The sequence below is a fragment of the Flavimarina sp. Hel_I_48 genome (assembly GCF_000733945.1).
Classification (GTDB): Bacteria; Bacteroidota; Bacteroidia; order Flavobacteriales; family Flavobacteriaceae; genus Leeuwenhoekiella.
This window is the reverse complement of sequence record NZ_JPOL01000002.1, coordinates 1,422,709-1,442,687: the sequence shown is the minus strand read 5'-3', so window position 1 is coordinate 1,442,687 and position 19,979 is coordinate 1,422,709. Positions and strand designations below refer to the sequence as shown.

The window sequence follows — 19,979 nt, the reverse complement described above, 5'->3', positions numbered from 1 at the left end:
AAAAATCATGAGAATCATAAAAAATATAAGCTCATTTTGCATTCCTGTACTTGGGGTGTTTTTAATAACCGCCTGTTCAGATAATTTTCTTGAACAACCTGCTCAGGGCTCTTTGAGCAATGAACTAGTTAGTAATACTGATGGAGTTCAAAAACTCCTCATTGGTGCTTACGGAGCTTTAGATGGTCAACAGGATGCTGACAATGCTCTGGGTGGAGGAGGTCCCTGGGAAGCTGCCTCAGATAACTGGGTCTATGGTACAGTAGCTGGGGGTGAAGCCAGTAAAGGAAGTTTTGGTGGTGACCAACCCGCTATTGATCAAATCGTAAAATTCATTTCAAACCCTTCAAACGGTTATTATAATACCAAATGGAAGGCACTTTACGAAGGCGTTGTACGTACTAATAATACATTACGATTGTTAGATAATGTTGAGGATATTACAGATGCTGATAGATTAAATATTGAGGCGCAGGCTCGTTTCTTAAGAGGGCACTATTATTTTGAGCTTAAGAAAATGTGGAATATGGTACCCTGGATAGATGAGACTACCGAGGATGCCAATAAACCCAATGATATGGATATCTGGCCTATGATAGAAGCTGATTTCCAGTTTGCCTATGAAAATTTGCCTGCAACGCAACCAGAATTTGCACGGGCAAATAAATGGGCAGCGGGATCCTATTTAGGTAAGACTTACCTCTATCAAGAAAAATTTGCTGAGGCGCAGCAGATTTTAGGTACAGTAATATCTTCAGGAGTTAACTCTGGAGGGGTTGCCTATGATCTTGTTCCCTTCTTTAAGGATAACTTTGACGCTGCTACAGAAAACAATTCAGAAACCGTTTTTGATATTCAAATGGTAGCAAATGATGGTACGGGAACTATTACAAATTCCCGTCAGGGTAGTAAATTGAACTTTCCATACAACAGTCCGTTTAGATGCTGTGGGTTTTATCAACCTTCACAGGATTTAATGAATTCTTATAGAACAGATGCGGCTACAGGTCTACCTTTTATTGAAAATTACAATGATGAACCCGTAAAAAATGATCAGGGTATAGGTTCTGATGATTCCTTCACACCTTATGAGGGGTCTTTAGATCCTCGAGCGGACTGGACTATAGGTAGAAGAGGGGTTCCTTATCATGACTGGGGTTATCATCCAGGTGCTGCTTGGGTACGAGAGCAGAGTTATGGTGGACCCTATGCACCTAAGAAAAGTGTATATAGACAGGCAACTCAGGATATTTATGCAGATCAAAGTTCATGGGCACCAGGTACGGCAATCAATGTTTCAATTATTCGCTTTGCAGATGTATTACTAATGGCAGCCGAAGCTGAAGCTCAGATCGGTAATCTTGGTGCAGCAATGGATTATGTGAATCAAGTGCGGGAACGTGCTTCAAATGAAGATGGGTTCCTTAAGGATTATCTTGATCCCAATAAACCGTTGGATGGTTTTGATGAAAGTGAAAATGCTGCCAATTATAACATAGCGCCTTATACGATGACTCAGTTCTCATCACAAGAAACCGCTCTGGATGCTATTTATTTTGAACGCAAACTGGAACTGGCCATGGAAGGTCATCGCTTTTTTGATCTTGTGCGCTGGGGAATTGCCGAAGAAACATTAAATGCTTATTTTGAGTATCAAGGCGATATCACTACAGATGTACGTGGTGGAAGGTTTGTTAGCGGTAAAAACGAGTACTATCCTATTCCTCAGGTTCAGATTGACCTGAGTGTTGGTCCAGATGGAACTCCTTTGCTAATGCAAAATCCAGGATATTAAATTTTAATTTTCTGATATGGCCGGTGTATATCAAGCCATATATTTCACAGGAAGTCTAATGAAAAGGCCCAATAACCGTCAGGTTATTGGGCTTTTTTCGACAATAGAATTAACATTTTGAAACGTAATTTGATGGCTTGAGAATATTTAATGATTTGGTATGATGTAATAGAAGAAACTTTAGACAACTTGAGCAGAATTAAGATCTTTTCTAGAAATATATTAATTTTAAACATTTAAGGTTCAATAGCATATATGATAGTTACAAGTGATCGCAGTCCTGAACTTGATAGGGATATCAATAATATAGCGGGTATCAAGGCAATAGTGCCGCTTCTTAATGTTGTATGTCGCACTACAGGTATGGGTTTTGCTGCCGTAGCCCGAGTTACAGATTCTAAATGGATTACCTGTTTGTCTCAGGACGAGATAGGCTTCGGGCTTACTACAGGTGATGAATTAGATTTACAGACTACATTATGCAATGAAATCATGCAGTATCCTGATCCCATAATTATTGAACACGTTGATGAAGATGAGGAATATCACGATCACCACACCCCGGCTAAATATGGTTTCCAGAGTTATATTTCATACCCTATTTTTAGACGTGACGGTCATTTTTTCGGAACCCTCTGTGCTATTGACCCGAGTCCTGCGAAGTTGAAAAACAGACAGACTAAAGAGCTCTTTGAACTTTTTGCTCAGCTAATATCCTATCATCTGGCGACCGTAGAAGACTTAGAGCAACTTACTACAAATTTGAGGAATGAGCGTACCTCTGGTGAGCTAAGGGAGACTTTTATTGCCATACTTGCACATGACCTTAGAAACCCTGTGGGAACAACAAGAATGTGTGCAGATATGCTTCTTCAGATGGAGTCTCTTTCTGAAAGAGGGATGAAGGTTGCGGAGAACATAAAATCAACATCTTACCGTATGCAGCGCTTGATTGATAATCTTCTCAGTTTTGCAAAAGGGAACCTGGGGGACGGTATTAACCTCAACCTCAGTGCTGATATGAATCTGTTGCGAGAAAATATAAGTCAAGTAGTAAATGAAATCAGGACGTTAGATTCTAATCACACAATAACTACTGCCATAGAACTGGATCACCTGGTAATATGTGATGCCACAAGAATAGGCCAATTGCTTTCCAATTTACTCAGTAATGCCGTAAAGCATGGTGAGAATGGAGGTACCATTGACCTGGAGATAAACACAAAAAATGGTTCATTGAATTTTGAAGTGTCCAATACAGGAAAAGAGATAGAACAGCATAGACTTGACCAACTCTTTAAACCTTTTATTGGCCAGGATTCTACCTATAATAGAAATGGCCTTGGTCTGGGTCTTTATATATGTTTGGAAATTGCGAAGGCCCACGGCGGGAAGATTAAGGTAGATACCAATTCAGAACGTACAACCTTTACTTTCAGCATGCCATTAGAAAATAAGGTTCTAGAGAAATTGGACTAAAAATGAAGTATTTATCAGGGGCATTAAGTAGTATACACAGAAGTTTCTTTTTCATAAATAGCCTCACTAGGTAATGGCTCCCGCTCATGCTACGATATTGCCCTATTTTAAAGCCTTAAAAATTTATACAGAGAATGCATTTTGTCTTGATTGCAATATGTAAAAGATATACTAATGTCGCTTAATGAGTTAGAATATAGGCTTAACTTTCCTTTTAATTGCGCTCTGAAGCGATAGTATTTGAATAAAGAAGTTTACTATGGAATATAAAAAATACCCTCAAACCCAGGAGATCGAACTCCAATTAAACGGAAACATAGAGAAAATTGCAATTTCTCCCTGGACTACATTGTTGGATGCCCTACGGGAACACATAAAATTAACCGGAACTAAAAAGGGATGCGATCATGGTCAGTGCGGTGCGTGTACAGTTTTAGTGGATGGTAAAGCTGTCAATTCCTGTCTTAGCTTGGCTGTTATGCAACAGGGAAAAGAAATTATTACCGTAGAAGGTTTATCTAAGGGAGATAACCTCCATCCCGTACAACAAGCTTTTCTGGATCATGATGCTTTTCAATGTGGTTATTGTACCCCCGGCCAGATCTGCGCCACAGTGGGTCTGTTGAACATGGATAAAGGTAAAACGCCAGATGAAATCAGGGATCTTATGAGTGGTAACATATGCCGCTGTGGCGCTTATGCAAACATCTACAAGGTTATTGAAGAGATGAAACAAAAAAATGTGCAGGGCATTTAAAAACTGTCTGTAGCATAGTTCATTTTCTTACTTATTATAAACCAACTATCATGAACAATTTTTCTTTAACACAGGTTGATTCTATATCTGTAGCTGTTGATAAAGCTACTGAGGATACTATAGGCAACCGTTATATAGCAGGAGGCACTAACCTGATAGACCTCATGAAATACCGAGTGGAAAATCCAGGGCATTTGCTGGATATAAACGCGCTCGGACTTTCAGAAATAGAGACGCTTCCAGATGCAGGTCTACGTCTGGGCGCCACAGCTACGAATGCGGATACAGCATATAATGAAGAGGTGGAAAAGAAATATCCCCTTTTGCAAAAAGCGATCCTAAGTGGTGCTTCAACCCAGCTTCGCAACATGGCCACTGATGGTGGAAACCTTTTGCAGCGCACGCGTTGCTACTATTTTTATGATACGGCTACCCCCTGCAACAAGCGGGAGCCTGGTAGTGGTTGTTCCGCAATTGGCGGTTTCAATCGTATACATGCCATCCTGGGAACCAGCGATTCCTGTATAGCGACCCATCCTTCTGACATGTGTGTCGCCCTGGCAGCGCTTGATGCTACGGTACAGGTAACGGGAGATCAGGGATCACGCAGCATACCCATTCTGGAATTTCACCGTTTGCCAGGCGATAAACCAGAAAAAGATACGAATCTTCAACCTGGCGAACTCATAACTTCTATTGACCTGCCGGAAAAAGGTTTTTCACAGCATTTTGAATATTTAAAGGTCAGGGACAGACGTTCATACGCCTTTGCTCTGGTATCTGTAGCAGCGGCAATTGAAATGGATGGTGAGCATATAAAAGATTTACGGGTGGCCCTAGGAGGGGTTGCGCACAAGCCATGGCGCCTGGCAGAACTAGAAAAGGATTATGTAGGTAAAACGCCAAATCGCAAGCATTTTGAAGAATTTGCAGAAAAGCTAATTTCAGGTGCAAAAGGTTTTGGTGACAATGATTTTAAGATTGATCTGGCCAAAAAAAGTATCGTTAGGGCATTATTAACCGCATTAGAGAGTAAAAAATGATAGCAACAAATCAATTTATGGGAGCGGCAACCTCCCGCGTGGACGGTCATCAAAAAGTTACTGGTTCGGCTAAATACAGTGCTGAATTCAATCCACCAGATATGGTGTACGGTTATATAGCGAACAGTACGATAGCTACAGGAACAATCACAAAAATAGATTCTCAAAAAGCGCTTCAAATTGAAGGGGTAAAAGAGGTGATAACACATGAGAATGTACCTGTTTCCGTTAAGGTCAATGCAGACTATAGCGATCCCCTTGCCCCTCCGGGGGGCAGTCCTTTCCGGCCACTTTACAATGACAAAGTGCTTTATAATGGCCAGCCCATTGCACTTGTGGTTGCAGACACTTTTGAAATTGCCCGCTACGCGGCGGGTTTGATAACCGTTACTTATGAAGCTGAAGGTTCAAGCGCCATCGATTTAAAAGAAAATTTAGGGAACGCTTTCAAGGATGATGATATACCAGAACCAGCTGAATCTCGCGGTAATGCCAAAAAAGCTTTTGCTGATGCAGAAGTCAAAGTAGAGGCTGCATATCTCTTGCCCAGGGAATATCACAACCCTATGGAAACCTTTGCCACCGTAGCGATCTGGAACGATCAGGAGGAAAGTTTTCTTATTTATGACAAGATACAGGGAGTAGGGAGCAGTCAAAAATACATTAGCGGTATTTTTAACCTTGATAAAGAAAAAGTACGTGTCAAATCAGAATTTGTGGGTGGTGGATTTGGTTCCGGGTTACGACCACAATATCAGTTGTTTTTTGCCGCAGTGGCAGCAAAAATGCTCAACCTACCCATAAAAGTTGTCATGACACGGCAGCAAATGTTTTCTTTTGGGCATCGCCCGGCATGTTTTCAGGAATTTAAGCTAGGGGCAGATAAGAAGGGAAAACTTACTTCCCTGACGCATCATGCTTATGGTGAAACTTCCCAATTTGAAAAATATACGGAGACCATCGTAGATTGGTCTGGGTTAATGTACACGTGTGATAACATAGCGCTGGATTATAAACTGGTGCCCTTAGATGTATATACGCCTAATGATATGCGGGCACCGGGAGGAGCGACCGGGATGTATGGTCTGGAGTGCGCGATGGACGAACTGGCGGTTGCCGCGGGTATTGATCCGCTCGATTTGCGCCTGATCAATTATGCCGAAAAAGATCAGAATGAAGACAAACCTTTTTCGAGTAAAGAGCTCAGGGCATGTTATAGCAGAGCTGCGGAAAAGTTTGGCTGGGATAAGCGCAAGGCAGAGCCCAGAAGCAATAAGAATGGCAATATACTTATAGGGCATGGTGTTGCAACCGGGGTGTGGGAAGCCATGCAGCAAAAAGCTTCCGCAAAGGCCATTTTCACTAAAGAAGGCAATCTTACCGTGCTTTCTGGTACTGCGGATATTGGTACGGGTACCTATACCGTGATGACACAAATTGCAGCAGAAATTCTGGGTCTTCCGCTGGACAATGTAAGTTTTAAGCTAGGGGATACCGAATTACCCAAAGCCCCCATACAAGGCGGTTCATGGACGGTTTCTTCTGTAGGCTCTGCCGTTAAGTTGGTTTGTATCGAACTCCGGGAGAAGCTCTTTGAACTTGCCGAAGAAACACACCCTAAATTGTTAGAAGGGGAAATGATAGAAGATGCCAGTTTTGAGAACGGTACACTGGTTTTACGTTCTGGAAAATCCATTAATTATATAGATATAATGGATGCCGCCCAGAAAAATACGATTGAAGAAAGTATAAATACCGAGCCAGAGGATGAGCGTGAAAATTATTCCTGTTACACCCATTCCTGTGTTATGGTTGAGGTACATGTAGATAGTGAACTGGGAGTGATTCATGTTCCACGTGTGGTTAGTGCTATAGCAGGAGGAAAAATCATAAACCCTAAAACCGCGGAAAGCCAAATTATGGGAGGTATCGTCTGGGGACTTGGTATGGCGCTAGAGGAAGTGGGAATGATGGATGCCAGAAATGGTAGGGTCATGAATGCCAATCTTGCTGAATATCACGTACCCGTAAACGCCGATATTGAAGAACTGGAAGTGATATTTGTAGAAGAAAACGATGAAATTGTAAACCCGTTAGGGGCTAAAGGCCTGGGAGAAATTGGGATGGTAGGTGTTGCCGCGGCGGTCGCAAATGCTATCTATAACGCAACTGGAAAGAGAATTAGGGAGTTGCCCATTACTTTGGATAAGTTATTATAAGTATGAGAAGTCTGAATAGCTAAAAACCTCAATAAAATAGGAATTTTACCTGTTTTATTGGAGTTTTCGTTAATATTTATAATTCTTTTTGTTGAACCTGTATTAGTTCACTACCATATGGGGGCGATTAAATATTCCCAACTGGAGAAGAACTTTGGATGGATACCATCCGTGCCATTTTGGGAAGTGAAGGTACTATTATGGGAAAAGCCGAGGCATTTGATACCAACACCTTAGGTAAATTGCCCAATTCGCTAAAAATGAAAATTTTGATTTAAAAAAAAATTGAGAAATAATCCCAGTACTGGTATAGAGTACCGGTTTGATTTGTATAGCTACTGCAAAACGTGGGTGGAACGCGGTTTATAATTCAAAAAATCATTTACTTGATCTATCGTACCGCTATCTTTATCATCTTTGTAGTCTAAATAAATGTAGCCTATCTTCTTTAAATGCCCATAGACCTCACATAGCTGACTGCTAGAATAATAACAGGTTCCTTTAAACCTTCCTTTATTTGCATAGAAAACACTTTCGGTAAGCAATAAATAGGAATCACTTACAATGTTGTTTTTAAGAAGTTTGTGTGCCTCAATAACCGTTTTACCATAGAGTTTTTCAAAATTACTAATCGAATAGGTTGACAATTCGCCATAATGTGCAATCAGTTTTAAAGAAAGATTGATTTCAAAACCATTTTCTTTGCTTAGTTGTAGGATCTTTTCTGTGAAAGACTCCAGCATGACTTCATATTGATTTTTGATCTGAATAGGAGTTAAGGGAACCTTGGTATAAAACAAAACGGCGTCCCCTTCTATTTCTGAAATTTTAAGGTCAAGTATATTATTGTTAAGGATAACCTGCAGCAGTTGCTTTGTAATCTCACGCCCTGCGTTAAATTCAGTTTCATTTACAAATTTTGTAAATCCGCTAATGTCCGGAATTAGTAGTGTTCCCTCAAAGGAACTATCCAAAGGCTGAAGTTGAGATTTTTTAATCGGTCTTTTTGTAATTGTTGTTTTCACGTGGTCTGCTTTTGTTTGTAGTATTATTTTTGTTTGTAGTATTATATTCAAATAGGATTATTCCTGCAACAACATTAATTTAGGAAGCTATTAATGAGCTAATCCGAGAAAGTCTGGTAGAAATTTTTTATGAGGATTGAGACGCCTTTATTTAATCAAAGCAATAAAGTCATCCTTTATCCCATCCTTAATAGATACGGAATTATGCGTACAGTTTTTCAAGGCAACAGGATCAAAATTTTGAATGTTGATTTTTGAAGGCTTAAACTCTTTGCATTGCAGATGTGTAAACATATTTAATGCTGCTTTTGAAGTAGCGTAAGCAGTCATACAATAGTTAGCATAACAAAAGTTTTCATCTGTCATTTTATCAATATCGCCCAGAGCGCTTGTCATGTTAATAATACTGGGAGCATCGCTTTTTTCGAGCAAAGGTTTAAAAAGCTGTATGATTCTAATAACGGCGAACAGGTTGGTTTCATACACTTGTTTTACATCCTCAATACGTATCTGTTCAATCTTTTGCCCAAAACCATTGGCTATTTCGGCGTTGTTAATCAACAAATCCAGTTTTCCAAATTTTGATGTGATCAATGATTTTAGTTCGGTTAAGCTTTCTAATGAAGTAAAATCTGTTTTAAAAAGCTTGTAATCATGCAGCGCTCCGCCTTCCTGTGAAAGATTTTCAAAACTTTTTTTACTCGCTGCAAGGATTACCTCATACTCATGATTCAATAAAATATTAGCAAACGTTTTTCCCAACCCATTTCCTGCTTCCGTAACAACTGCTACCCTTTTAGTTTTCATGACTTTCCAATTATACTATGCAAATTTAACTATACCTTACTTCAAAAAAGAACCATTTTTCATTAATGAATGACCAAAAAATAATCAGTCTATGACTACACTATGTATTCCACTATACTCAATATCCTTGACGGAATTTGTTCGGCGTTGTACCACTCCATTTTTTAAAAAAACGTGTAAAATGTGTTGGCTCCTGAAAATTAAGTCGGTAGGCAATTTCTCCTACGTCCAGACCAGAAAATCTTAAAAGACTTTTACTTTCCACAAGAAGCCTTTCCTGAATAATATCCTTAGCGCTTTTACCCGTTAATTTTTTTACCGTTGTGGTGAGATAATTGGGCGTTATATTGAGTTTTTCGGCATAATCGCTCACATTTTTAGTGTCCACGTACATTTTATCTACAAGAATTTCAAATTTCTGGGTGATCATCTGCGCTCGTGATAAGTGAGTTTCAGTGGATTTGTAACGCTCATAAACCGCTTTGCAAAAATATAAAAACGAAACCAGCATACCTTCCAGCATTTTTTCCTGATACGGATGCGGATTTTCAAATACCGAAAGCATTCTCTGGGCATCAAAATAAAGCGTTTCATGCTCTTCTTTGGTAAGCATCAACAAACTCCTTTCAGACATTTTCAAAAACGGAAAATCTTCAGTCACATTATCAGCCACATTCATTAAAAATTCTTTTCGGAACATGATATTGAACCCAGCCATTTTCTCATCACGCACCCAGGAAAATACCTGCCCGGGCACCACAAACCATAAGGGATAATCCTCTAGCGTAAGCCAATCTGTATTCAGGTTTAACCTGCTCCCTCCTACATAACTCAACAGCCCAATTTGATAAAATCCCTGCCGGTATGGAGGCATACATCTCCTTGCAGAAGGTTCTAATCGCTCTAAAGAATAGATATCAAAATTAGGAATATGACTTCTGTGAGGAAAGCCCATAGCTTCACTCAAATCATTACTGGTTTCAAAAACCGGAATTTCAGTATTAGTCATCATATAAAAGTATTAAATAATGACATAATGTTATTTTTTTAAATATTAAAGTATCTTCGATATGCAAAAAACAGGTGTTTAACTGATTGATATTGAATTTTGGTAAATAATTTATTGGTCAAATTGGTCTGTTTTTAAGCCGATTTTCAGGCATAATTACCGGTTTATCTGGAACGTTTATCTTCCTGTTTCATTTTTTCAAATCTGGTATTTACCTCATCTTCTGAAATTATTTCCCAGCCTCCGCCTAACGCCTTATAAATTGCAATCAATGAAGTTGCAGAAAATATTTCACTTTCAGCCAAAGAATTTTCAGATTGAAGTAAGGTATTATCTGCGCTTAAATAGTCAATAAAACTGTCTAAACCTGCATTATAGCGTTGTCTGGCAAACTGTGCTGCCTGCGCACTAGCTTCGGAAGAAATTTTTAATATTTCCCTTCTTTGCAATTCATTGGAATATCTGGAGAGGGCGGTCTTGATTTCTTCAAGACCATCTAACACCGCTTTTTCATATTGATTTATTGCCGCTATGGTCAGGGCATCATTTTGTTTGATTTGCTGTTTTACCCTTCCCAGGTTAAATGCTGCCCAGCTTATAGTGGGCATGATGCTCCACGTAAAGGATTCTTTACTTCCAAAATTCGCAAAATCAACAGCTGAAAAGCCAATAGATCCACCAAACTGGATTTTAGGGTAAAGCTCTGCAACAGACAGATTGTACTGTGCGATCTGTACCTGCAAGGTAGCTTCTGCCCTTCTTATATCTGGTCTGCGGCGAAATAATTCAGTAAGATCTCCCAGCGCTACCGAATTTGGGAGACTGGGCAAAGGCTGCTTATCAATAATTTCTGAATCCAGGTTACCGGGGGCTTCCCCTATCAAAACACTCAAGCTATTTTTCAAAGCTTCCAGGCGCGCTTTTAAAGGTGGAATGGTCGCCCGGGTGTTTTCCAGTTGTGCTTTTGCCCTGGCAACATCCAGACTATTACTTGTACCGGCTTCCGATAATTGAACGGTAAGGTCATACGTGTTCTGTTGCCCTTTTAAATTGCGATTCGCGATATCCAAGAGATATTGTGTGCCACGTAATTCCATATAATTATTAGCCACTTCAGCAAAAATGCTTACATACATTCCATGCATATCTGCCAGGGCTACTTGATTATTAGCGTACGCACCTTTAATACGATTGGAAACCCGTCCAAACAAATCTGCTTCCCAAAATGCATCAAAACTACTGTTATAACTGCTATAGGTAGGATTGCTGCCCTGTACAAACACATTTTCCCCAAGGCGGGTTCTGGTGTAATCACCATTTGCAGTAACCGTGGGTGCTCTGTCAAATTTTGTTTCTTTCAAAAAAGCCCGCGAAGCATAGAAATTCGCCACGGCTGAATTAATGTCTAAATTAGTTGTTCTTGCTTTTGATATCAAAGTATCTAAAACCGGATCATTAAATTTTGACCACCAGTTTTCAATTATTTTTGAAGTTGTGAATGCCGTATCAGCCAGTTCTTCTTGTAAAAAATCATTCTGTATTTGCGTTCTTGGATTGACCGTAAAATCCCTTTTTGTCATCCCACAGGAAAGCAGGAAAAATGACAATAATGTTATAAAAATCAGATTTTTCATCGTTATTTTTAAGTTATTTCAACCTTTTTAGTGCTGAATTTTGTTAGTGTATCTGTTTTGGTTTTTTGGACGTCCATTTTCTGCCCAGATAGTAAAACACCGGGGTAAGGAATATTCCGAAGATAGTAACACCCAGCATTCCACTGAATACCGCTATTCCTAAAGAAACACGCAACTCTGCACCAGCGCCGGTGGCGATGGCCAGGGGAATCACACCAAGTATAAATGCCAATGCGGTCATTAATATGGGGCGCAAGCGCAGTTTAGATGCTTCAATTACAGCGGTTTTTAAATCTGCACCCTGATCTTCTAATTGCCTGGCGAATTCCACAATAAGAATGGCGTTTTTACTGGCGAGCCCTACCAAAACTATCAATCCTATTTGTACCATTATATTGTTATCCAGCCCTGCCAGATCAATCCCTACAATCGCTGATAACAAAACCATGGGAACAATAAAAATAACGGCCAGGGGAAGTATGAGGCTTTCAAATTGAGCCGCTAGTAAAAGAAATACAAATACAACGGCAAGGAAAAAAGCAATACCAGCGGTACTTCCTGTTTGCTTTTCCTGATAAGCCAATTCTGTCCACTCATACGAAATTCCCTTTGGCAGAATTTCGGCTGCAAGTTCTTCCATTCTATCCAGTGCCTCTCCAGAGCTGTGTCCCGGTGCAACATTACCATTTAAGTCTGCTGCGGGATACAGGTTATACCTGGGGATTCGGGAAGCACCCGCTATATCTTGCTGGCGCGTAAAGGTTCCTACGGGCACCATTTCGGCATCCTTGTTGCGTACTTTTATACGCGAAATGTCGTCTGGTGTCAATCGGTTAGGAGCATCTGCTTGGGCCGTAACCTGATACGTTCTTCCCAAATAATTAAATTCATTTACAAAGGCAGAACCCATATAAATCTCCAGCGACTGAAAAACATCTCCCACACTTACACCTAGTTTTTCGGCCTTTACGCGGTCAATATCTAAATATAACTGAGGTGTTTGATCATTAAAAAAAGTAAAAACATTACTGAGTATAGGATCTGCATTTGCCGCTGCTGCCAACGCGCTAGTGGCTTTTACCAGTTCCTCTGTACCTAAATTTGCCCGGTCCTGAATCATCATTTTAAATCCGCCCGCATTTCCTATCCCGCGTACGGATGGCGGGGGAATTACAAGAACGATCGCGTCATCAATTTGGGCTAATTTTGCACTTACGGTGCCCAATAAACCTGCATAATCCAGGCCTTTATCATTACGCACATTAAAATCCTCAAGGGTTAAAAATACCGCTGCAGTGTTTGAAGCATTGGTGTTTGAAGCTGCATCAAATCCCGTAAAGGCAACTGCATTTTCTACGCCGTCAATGTCTAAACCTATGTCCAGCACTTCTTTGATCACCTTATCTGTTCGCGATAATGAGGATCCCGGAGGTAATTGTACCAAAGTGATAAAATATTGCTGATCCATTGCAGGAATAAATCCTTTGGGCACTCTTCCAAATTCGAAGCCGGTAATCAATATTAAACCGCCATAGACAACTAAAACAAGTATGGAAGTTCTCAGAAGTTTCTGAACGCTTTTGGCATAATTACCAGAGAGTTTTTCAATGAAATTATTAAATCCATTGCCTACATAAGCAAAAGGCCGAAGCACTACCGGGGTTTTTTTATTGGGATCCTTTACTTCATGGCGCATCAATAAAGCAGCCATCGCCGGACTTAAGGTTAAGGAGACAAATACCGAAATAGTTGTTGCCACGGCAATGGTCATCCCGAATTGTTTGTAAAACTGACCGGAAATACCTTCTAAAAATGCCGTGGGAATAAATACAGCAACCAGTACTAAACCTATGGCAATCAAAGCGCCTCCTACTTCATCCATTGTTTTTACGGCAGCTTCCCTGGGCGAAAGTCCTTTTGCTAAATAGCGCTCCATATTTTCAACCACCACAATGGCATCATCTACCACAATCCCAATGGCCAGTACCAGTCCAAAAAGGGTAAGGTTGTTGAGTGAAAAACCGATTGCTTCCATAACAGCAAATGTTCCTATAAGGGAAACGGGAATGGCCAGAATAGGTATAATGGCCGCTCTCCAGGATTGCAGAAACAGTAAAATAACCAACACTACCAAAAGGATAGCTTCAAATATGGTGTGGTAAACCTCATCAACTGATTTTTGTATAAATTCAGTAGGATTATAGGCGATTTTATACTCCAAATCTTCCGGAAAATTTTTTGAAAGTTCCTCCATTCTGGATTTGATTTCGGCAGCCGTTTCCAGTGCATTTCCTCCAGGCTGTTGAAAAACGGGCATGGCTATAGCAGGCTCTTTTCCTAAATAGCCTTTAGTGGCATAATTCTGAGCACCTAGTTCAACACGTCCCACATCTTTAACCTGTACAATTCTTCCTCCTGCGTCTGATTTTATAACAACATTCTCAAACTGTTCCGTGGTAACCAGTTTACCCTGGGTTTGTATATTTATTTCGAAAGCGGACTGGCTTCCGGAGGGTAATGTATTTAAAGTTCCGCTTGCTATTTGTACGTTCTGAGCCCGAAGCGCAGCTACCACTTCGCCCGCGGTCATATCCAGATTTGCTATTTTGCTGGGATCAAGCCAAATGCGCATGGCATATTCTGCAGCACCAAAAATCTGTATATCCCCAATACCTTTTATACGGGCCAATTCATCCTTCAATTGAAGCGTGGCGTAGTTACCCATATACGTCTGGTCATAGGTTTTGTTAGGAGAATACATATTGACCACGAGCAGGATATCTGGTGATATTTTCTTTGTGGTAACTCCCAGTCGGCGGGCAGACTCCGGCAATCGAGGTTCTGCAATCGCTACCCTGTTTTGAACCTGCACCTGTGCCCTGTCAAGATCTGTACCCAGCTCAAAAGCTATTTGAAGTACCACCCGGCCATCTGCAGAAGACTGAGAAGTCATATAGAGCATCCCTTCCACACCGTTAATTTCCTTCTCGAGTGGTGCGGCCACCGTTTCTGAAAGTGTTTTAGCATTTGCCCCCGGATAAAGTGCAACCACTTCTACCGTAGGGGGCGCAACGTCTGGAAACTGCGATACGGGCAAGGAAACATAAGCAAGACCTCCCACGATAAGGATGAGCACGCTCAACACGGCAGCAAATATGGGTCTCTTTATAAAAATGTGACTAAAATTCATGATTTTATTTACAATTAGGATATGGCATTCCCGTAGTGCTTCTTAATTCAAAAAATGAATAGTAAGAGCAATTGAATGGATTGCTTAAATGTTGTGACTACTGAAAATTGATGTATTCCAGCTTAATTCACGCTTGTTTCTTCTGTAGGTGCATTTTTAGATAGCGAAGTTTCGATAGGAGAAACCGGCATTCCTGGCCTTATTTTCTGAATATTATTGACAATTAGCTTGTCATCTTTAGAGATACCGTCCCGTACTATGCGCAAACCATTAGAATGCAACGGTCCTAAACTGATGTTTTTACTGGTCACGACATTGTCATCGCCCAACACATAGACAAATCGGATGGATTGATTAGTGCCTATTATATCTTCCGGGATCATGAGTGCGGTATGTTCTGCACTTCCCAATAATCTGGCTTTCCCAAACATTCCCGGCTCCAGAAGATGATCTTTATTTTCCAGCACGGCACGGCTTTCAATGGTTCCGGTGCTGTTGTCTATTTCATTATCAACAAAATCCATTTTGGCTTCATGAAGAAATTCATCCTCATCCTGTAATTTTATATAAACAGGAATTCCTTCTGAACGCAGCGCACCACGTTCTCCATTTCTGGCTAAGCGCACATATCTTAAATAATCAGATTCACTTCCTGTAAAATAAAAATCAATAGGACTTGTGGCAACAATTGTGGTTAGCAGTGTTGAAGTGGAAGAACCGCCATCAATCAGGTTGCCTTCATTTACTTTGTCACGGCTCACCAAACCTGAAATAGGCGCTTTGACCCGGGTAAATTCAAGATTTAACTTAGCAGCATCTACGCTTGCCTGAGACGATTGAATACTTGATTTGGCAAATTCCAATGCTTGCTTTCTGCGATCGTATTCTTCAGTAGACATTGCACCAGATTCCCGAAGCGTTTCTACGCGGTCATAATTATCCTGTGCTGTTTTGAGAGATGCAATTGCCTGACCATAATTTGCATTGGACTGATCTAGCGCAATTCTAAATGGTCTGTCATCAAGGGTAAAAAGCACTTCGCCTTTTTTTACCATCTGACCATCTTCAAAGTTTACGGCTTCTAAAAATCCACTTACCCTGGCGCGAACTTCCACACGGTCACTGGCTTCAAAACGACCGGTATATTCATCCCATTCGGTTATTTTTTCATAAACAGGAAATGCAACTTCTACTGGCATTGCCTGTGCTGCTGCTTGTTGGCCATTTTCAACTTTGTTACCAGTGGTAAACGATAACACTAAAAGTATAACGAAGATCAAACCAGCAACAGCCAGAATTCTTAAAGCTATTTTTCGTGTATTTAAATCTATTGTTTTCATGTTCTAAAATGTATTGGATTGATTGTTTTTGAAGTGACAAAGGTATTTTGAATCCCAGGTAGCAGTTAACCATTATGACAGCATAAATGACCAAAATCTACTATTTTCTTTTTTTTGAATACTGATTTTAGTCAAAAATGGCGCAGATGAATTTTAATAGTAGGATTGCCAGGCGTCTAAAAGGCCATTAAAAGTTGTTTTGCGCATGGTGTTGTAAAGACCGGCAATCACATAATCTTCAAGGTGTTCGAGAAAATTAAAGTCCTGTTCATGAAAATAGGACACAAATTCTTCGACGGAATCAGACTTGCGGGCTGCTTTTTTGAATTGCTTTAAAAGTTCAACTTTTGATAAATTAAAGCGTTTAAATTTGTAAAGTTCGTTTTCTGATTTCGCCTTTTTTAAAACTTTTCGGTAATTAAAGCTTCCGCTATGAATAGTATTTAAAATAAATTTATTAAAGTCTTGTTGGCCTGATGTTACAGATATGGTATCAAGTTGTATAATCTTAAATTTATTCCTATTGCTTGTCTGTGCGGTAACTGAAACCGAAACAAGACTGAGAATGGTTAAGGCGGCTATTTTTATCAATCTACTGAGGAACGCTTTCATTTTATCAATGGGGATTTTGGATTGCCGCACAAAATTATTTAGAGCAGTTACAAATTCAATTATCAAAATGAAGGTAGGAATGACCAAAATCTACTAAAAACGCTAAAGTGGAATCTTTAAGTGATCTAAAATACAGTAAAGGCTTTCAATTGACTTAAGTACTTCTGCTAACACATATAGGGCACTATTTGAATAAAAAAGACAGACAGCTCTATGGAAAGAAGATTAGAGAGCAGGTTTCAGAGTACTATTACTATGTCATAAAAAAAAGCCCAAACAAATGTTTGAGCTTTTTTGTACCCCGGGCGGGAATCGAACCCGCACTCGTAAGAACTGGGTTTTGAATCCAGCGCGTCTACCAATTCCGCCACCGAGGCAAGTGATAGAAAATATACCATTGAATGGTTTGGCAAAATTAAAAAATTAATTGATTTAATCGATAATAATTTTGATAAATAACCGCTGATCAAAACTTAATTTCTAAATTTGCACTCCTTTTTAAGAAAAGCAACCAAGCAAAATTAGGTAAAGTATGTCACTGACTGATCCACAAGCTAAAATATTTGGCTGCACCCAGAGCAAAGCCCTTGCTGAGAAAATCGCAAAGGAATACGGTCAGGGGCTTGGTAAGATTATTACCTCGACTTATAGTGACGGTGAGTTTCAGCCATCTTTTGAAGAAAGTGTTAGGGGTTCACGGGTATTTTTGATAGGATCTACCATGCCCAGTAGTGAGAACTTAATGGAAATGCTTTTAATGCTTGACGCGGCAAAAAGAGCTTCGGCACGGCATATCACGGCTGTCATACCTTATTATGGGTGGGCAAGGCAGGATAGAAAGGATAAGCCCAGGGTTCCCATCGCGGCAAAACTTATTGCAAGTTTGCTTGAAACCGCAGGAGCTACCCGCATTATTACAATGGATCTACATGCAGATCAAATACAGGGATTTTTTGAAAAACCTGTTGATCATTTATTCGCATCAACGATCTTTTTGCCCTACTTAAACAGTCTGAACCTAAAAGACCTGACGATTGCATCGCCAGATATGGGTGGGTCAAAACGGGCCTACGCGTATTCCAAAGCAATGAAAAGCGATGTGGTAATCTGTTACAAACAGCGGGAAAAAGCTAACATCATTAGTCATATGGAACTTATAGGCCAGGTAACCGGCCGTCACGTAGTACTTGTGGATGATATGGTAGATACGGCAGGAACGCTTACCAAAGCTGCGAATCTCATGATGGAAAAAGGTGCATTAAGCGTACGTGCGATTTGTACCCATGCTATTTTAAGCGGTGACGCATATGAGCGTGTAGAAAATAGTAAGTTGGAAGAACTTATCGTGACCGATAGTATTCCGCTCAAACAGGAAAGTAAAAAAATACGAGTGGTAAGTTGTGCTCCGCTATTTGCAGATGTAATGCATCGCGTACACACAAATACCAGTATAGCCTCCAAGTTTATTATGTAATTCCTCCCCCGGCCTCTCCCTAGTAGGGGAGTTACGATAGTGGTTAATATTTTAAAAAAATATCAACCACCGTCCTGAAAGAGCCTAAGGAAGAATGATAATAAAAATATTAATAACAATAATAAGTAGTAGTAATTAATTTAATAATTCAGAATGAAGTCAATCACGATCACAGGATCTAAAAGAGAAAGCGTGGGCAAAAAGGCGACTAAGGCCCTACGTAATGCTGGAGAGGTTCCTTGCGTACTTTACGGAGGGGATGAACCAGTGCATTTTAACGCGCCAGAATTAGCGTTTAAAGAATTGGTTTACACTCCAGATGCGCACACCGCAACGTTAGAACTAGGAGGGGAGACCTTTATGGCTATCCTTCAGGATATACAGTTCCACCCGGTGACAGATCGTATTCTGCACATCGATTTTTACCAGATCTTTGAAGGTAAAGAGGTGACCATGACCATTCCCGTTCACTATGAGGGTAATTCCAGAGGTGTTCGTAATGGTGGTGTATTGCGCAAAACGTATCGTACACTGCGCGTAAAAGCATTGCCTAAAAATCTTCCTGATTTTGTAGTGGCAGATATATCTCCACTTAAAATAGGCGATAAGCTTTACATTACCGAAATTGAAAAAGGTGAATGGAAATACCTTCACCCAGACAATACAGTGGTTTGTCAGGTACGTACTTCTCGTAATATCATTGAAGACCTCGAAGATGAGGAGGAAGAAGGTGAAGAAGGAGCAGAAGGTGCTGAAGGCGAAGAAGGAGCAGCAGAAGGTGCTGAAGGAGGAGAAGAAAGCAAAGAGTAGACCTTTTAAGGTACACTTTAAAGCAATCAGAAACACCCGTTCATTTAGTGAACGGGTGTTTTTTTATGCCCAATAGCCAAAAATGGACCTGCTGAGGTAATTTTCTGACGCAAAACCTTAAATTTGCTGCTTAATTGTACATTTTAAAATATATGTTAGCCTATTTCAGTAAGCTTTTTAACGGGAAGGGTACAGAGGCTAACAGAACCGAAGCATCCATGAAAAAATTTCTGATCGTAGGACTGGGCAATATAGGGCCTAAATATGCCGAAACCCGACACAACATTGGCTTCAAGATATTAGATGCTTTTGCACAGGATCAGGAAATCAAATGGTCTACTGATAAACTGGGAGATATTGCAACTACAAAAATAAAGGGCAGACCGGTAATTCTGCTGAAACCTAATACCTATATGAACCTGAGCGGAAAGGCGGTGCGTTTCTGGATGCAAAAAGAAAAAATAGGACTGGAGAATCTATTAGTCGTTACAGACGATCTCAACCTTGACTTTGGTACTATAAGAATCAAGACCAAAGGTAGTGACGGCGGCCATAATGGTCTAAAGGATATTCAGGATCAGTTGATGACCCATGGTTACAAGCGATTTCGTTTTGGAATAGGAGATCGGTTCAGTAAAGGTAAGCAGATAGATTATGTACTGGGCGAATGGGATAAAGAAGAACAAAAAGACATGCCAGAGCGTCTGGATATCTCCAGTAAGGCAATTTTCAGCTTTATATCTGATGGTATTGCAAAAACCATGAACACATATAACGGTAAGTAA

At 40.2% G+C, this 19,979-nt stretch carries 15 protein-coding genes and 1 tRNA gene; 8 read left to right on the top strand and 8 right to left on the bottom strand.

Features of this window, described 5'->3' with window-relative positions:
• The first annotated feature begins 7 nt into the window (after positions 1 to 7).
• The 5 genes from P162_RS06525 to P162_RS06505 all read left to right on the top strand — a co-directional run bounded on the left by P162_RS06525 (position 8) and on the right by P162_RS06505 (position 7,293).
• Entirely contained in the window at positions 8 to 1,795 is a 1,788-nt protein-coding gene (locus P162_RS06525; protein WP_031426449.1) for a RagB/SusD family nutrient uptake outer membrane protein, read from the top strand.
• Between the two features lie 255 nt (positions 1,796 to 2,050).
• Positions 2,051 to 3,274: a GAF domain-containing sensor histidine kinase gene (locus P162_RS06520; protein ID WP_031426448.1), complete on the top strand. Its 1,224-nt coding sequence runs from the start codon at positions 2,051 to 2,053 to the stop codon at positions 3,272 to 3,274.
• Between the two features lie 259 nt (positions 3,275 to 3,533).
• Positions 3,534 to 4,031 (top strand): (2Fe-2S)-binding protein, encoded by a 498-nt coding sequence (locus tag P162_RS06515; RefSeq protein WP_031426447.1) that lies wholly within the window; start codon positions 3,534 to 3,536, stop codon positions 4,029 to 4,031.
• 50 nt (positions 4,032 to 4,081) lie between these two features.
• Positions 4,082 to 5,074, top strand: a complete 993-nt coding sequence (locus P162_RS06510; protein ID WP_031426446.1) for an FAD binding domain-containing protein — start codon at positions 4,082 to 4,084, stop codon at positions 5,072 to 5,074.
• Positions 5,071 to 7,293 (top strand): xanthine dehydrogenase family protein molybdopterin-binding subunit, encoded by a 2,223-nt coding sequence (locus tag P162_RS06505; protein WP_031426445.1) that lies wholly within the window; start codon positions 5,071 to 5,073, stop codon positions 7,291 to 7,293. Before P162_RS06510 ends, P162_RS06505 begins: the two co-directional genes overlap by 4 nt.
• A 335-nt stretch (positions 7,294 to 7,628) precedes the next feature.
• On the opposite strand, the gene P162_RS06500 is transcribed toward P162_RS06505, so the two are convergent.
• From P162_RS06500 to P162_RS06465, 8 genes are all read right to left on the bottom strand, one after another.
• Positions 7,629 to 8,318 carry a DUF2652 domain-containing protein gene (locus P162_RS06500; protein WP_051907806.1) on the bottom strand — a complete coding sequence of 230 codons (690 nt, stop codon included), beginning with the start codon at positions 8,316 to 8,318 and terminating at the stop codon, positions 7,629 to 7,631.
• A gap of 147 nt (positions 8,319 to 8,465) precedes the next feature.
• On the bottom strand, positions 8,466 to 9,125 hold the full coding sequence (locus P162_RS06495; RefSeq protein ID WP_031426443.1) for an SDR family NAD(P)-dependent oxidoreductase: 660 nt from the start codon (positions 9,123 to 9,125) through the stop codon (positions 8,466 to 8,468).
• A 118-nt stretch (positions 9,126 to 9,243) separates the two neighbouring features.
• Positions 9,244 to 10,137, bottom strand: a complete 894-nt coding sequence (locus P162_RS06490) for a helix-turn-helix domain-containing protein (RefSeq protein ID WP_241077739.1) — start codon at positions 10,135 to 10,137, stop codon at positions 9,244 to 9,246.
• Between the two features lie 161 nt (positions 10,138 to 10,298).
• Positions 10,299 to 11,768, bottom strand: coding sequence for an efflux transporter outer membrane subunit (locus tag P162_RS06485; protein ID WP_031426441.1), 1,470 nt, complete (start codon positions 11,766 to 11,768; stop codon positions 10,299 to 10,301).
• A gap of 43 nt (positions 11,769 to 11,811) precedes the next feature.
• Positions 11,812 to 14,958, bottom strand: a complete 3,147-nt coding sequence (locus P162_RS06480; protein ID WP_031426440.1) for an efflux RND transporter permease subunit — start codon at positions 14,956 to 14,958, stop codon at positions 11,812 to 11,814.
• A 122-nt stretch (positions 14,959 to 15,080) separates the two neighbouring features.
• Entirely contained in the window at positions 15,081 to 16,298 is a 1,218-nt protein-coding gene (locus P162_RS06475; RefSeq protein ID WP_031426439.1) for an efflux RND transporter periplasmic adaptor subunit, read from the bottom strand.
• 153 nt (positions 16,299 to 16,451) lie between these two features.
• Positions 16,452 to 16,910: a hypothetical protein gene (locus P162_RS06470; protein ID WP_164076225.1), complete on the bottom strand. Its 459-nt coding sequence runs from the start codon at positions 16,908 to 16,910 to the stop codon at positions 16,452 to 16,454.
• Between the two features lie 297 nt (positions 16,911 to 17,207).
• Positions 17,208 to 17,287 (bottom strand) — tRNA-Leu (locus P162_RS06465).
• Between the two features lie 155 nt (positions 17,288 to 17,442).
• Here P162_RS06465 and P162_RS06460 point away from each other — a divergent pair.
• The 3 genes from P162_RS06460 to pth all read left to right on the top strand — a co-directional run bounded on the left by P162_RS06460 (position 17,443) and on the right by pth (position 19,979).
• Complete coding sequence (locus P162_RS06460) at positions 17,443 to 18,384, top strand: ribose-phosphate pyrophosphokinase (protein WP_031426437.1); 942 nt, start codon at positions 17,443 to 17,445, stop codon at positions 18,382 to 18,384.
• 153 nt (positions 18,385 to 18,537) lie between these two features.
• Positions 18,538 to 19,194 carry a 50S ribosomal protein L25/general stress protein Ctc gene (locus P162_RS06455; protein WP_031426436.1) on the top strand — a complete coding sequence of 219 codons (657 nt, stop codon included), beginning with the start codon at positions 18,538 to 18,540 and terminating at the stop codon, positions 19,192 to 19,194.
• A gap of 152 nt (positions 19,195 to 19,346) precedes the next feature.
• On the top strand, positions 19,347 to 19,979 hold the full coding sequence (pth, locus tag P162_RS06450) for an aminoacyl-tRNA hydrolase (RefSeq protein ID WP_031426435.1): 633 nt from the start codon (positions 19,347 to 19,349) through the stop codon (positions 19,977 to 19,979).

Bases quoted from the DNA above. Each gene is read 5' to 3' on its own strand.
- P162_RS06525 (WP_031426449.1), top strand. From the start codon at position 8: ATGAGAATCATAAAAAATATAAGCTCATTTTGCATTCCTGTACTTGGG.
- P162_RS06520 (WP_031426448.1), top strand. From the start codon at position 2,051: ATGATAGTTACAAGTGATCGCAGTCCTGAACTTGATAGGGATATCAAT.
- P162_RS06515 (WP_031426447.1), top strand. From the start codon at position 3,534: ATGGAATATAAAAAATACCCTCAAACCCAGGAGATCGAACTCCAATTA.
- P162_RS06510 (WP_031426446.1), top strand. From the start codon at position 4,082: ATGAACAATTTTTCTTTAACACAGGTTGATTCTATATCTGTAGCTGTT.
- P162_RS06505 (WP_031426445.1), top strand. From the start codon at position 5,071: ATGATAGCAACAAATCAATTTATGGGAGCGGCAACCTCCCGCGTGGAC.
- P162_RS06495 (WP_031426443.1), bottom strand. From the start codon at position 9,125: ATGAAAACTAAAAGGGTAGCAGTTGTTACGGAAGCAGGAAATGGGTTG.
- P162_RS06490 (WP_241077739.1), bottom strand. From the start codon at position 10,137: ATGATGACTAATACTGAAATTCCGGTTTTTGAAACCAGTAATGATTTG.
- P162_RS06485 (WP_031426441.1), bottom strand. From the start codon at position 11,768: ATGAAAAATCTGATTTTTATAACATTATTGTCATTTTTCCTGCTTTCC.
- P162_RS06480 (WP_031426440.1), bottom strand. From the start codon at position 14,958: ATGAATTTTAGTCACATTTTTATAAAGAGACCCATATTTGCTGCCGTG.
- P162_RS06475 (WP_031426439.1), bottom strand. From the start codon at position 16,298: ATGAAAACAATAGATTTAAATACACGAAAAATAGCTTTAAGAATTCTG.
- P162_RS06470 (WP_164076225.1), bottom strand. From the start codon at position 16,910: ATGAAAGCGTTCCTCAGTAGATTGATAAAAATAGCCGCCTTAACCATT.
- P162_RS06460 (WP_031426437.1), top strand. From the start codon at position 17,443: ATGTCACTGACTGATCCACAAGCTAAAATATTTGGCTGCACCCAGAGC.
- P162_RS06455 (WP_031426436.1), top strand. From the start codon at position 18,538: ATGAAGTCAATCACGATCACAGGATCTAAAAGAGAAAGCGTGGGCAAA.
- pth (WP_031426435.1), top strand. From the start codon at position 19,347: ATGTTAGCCTATTTCAGTAAGCTTTTTAACGGGAAGGGTACAGAGGCT.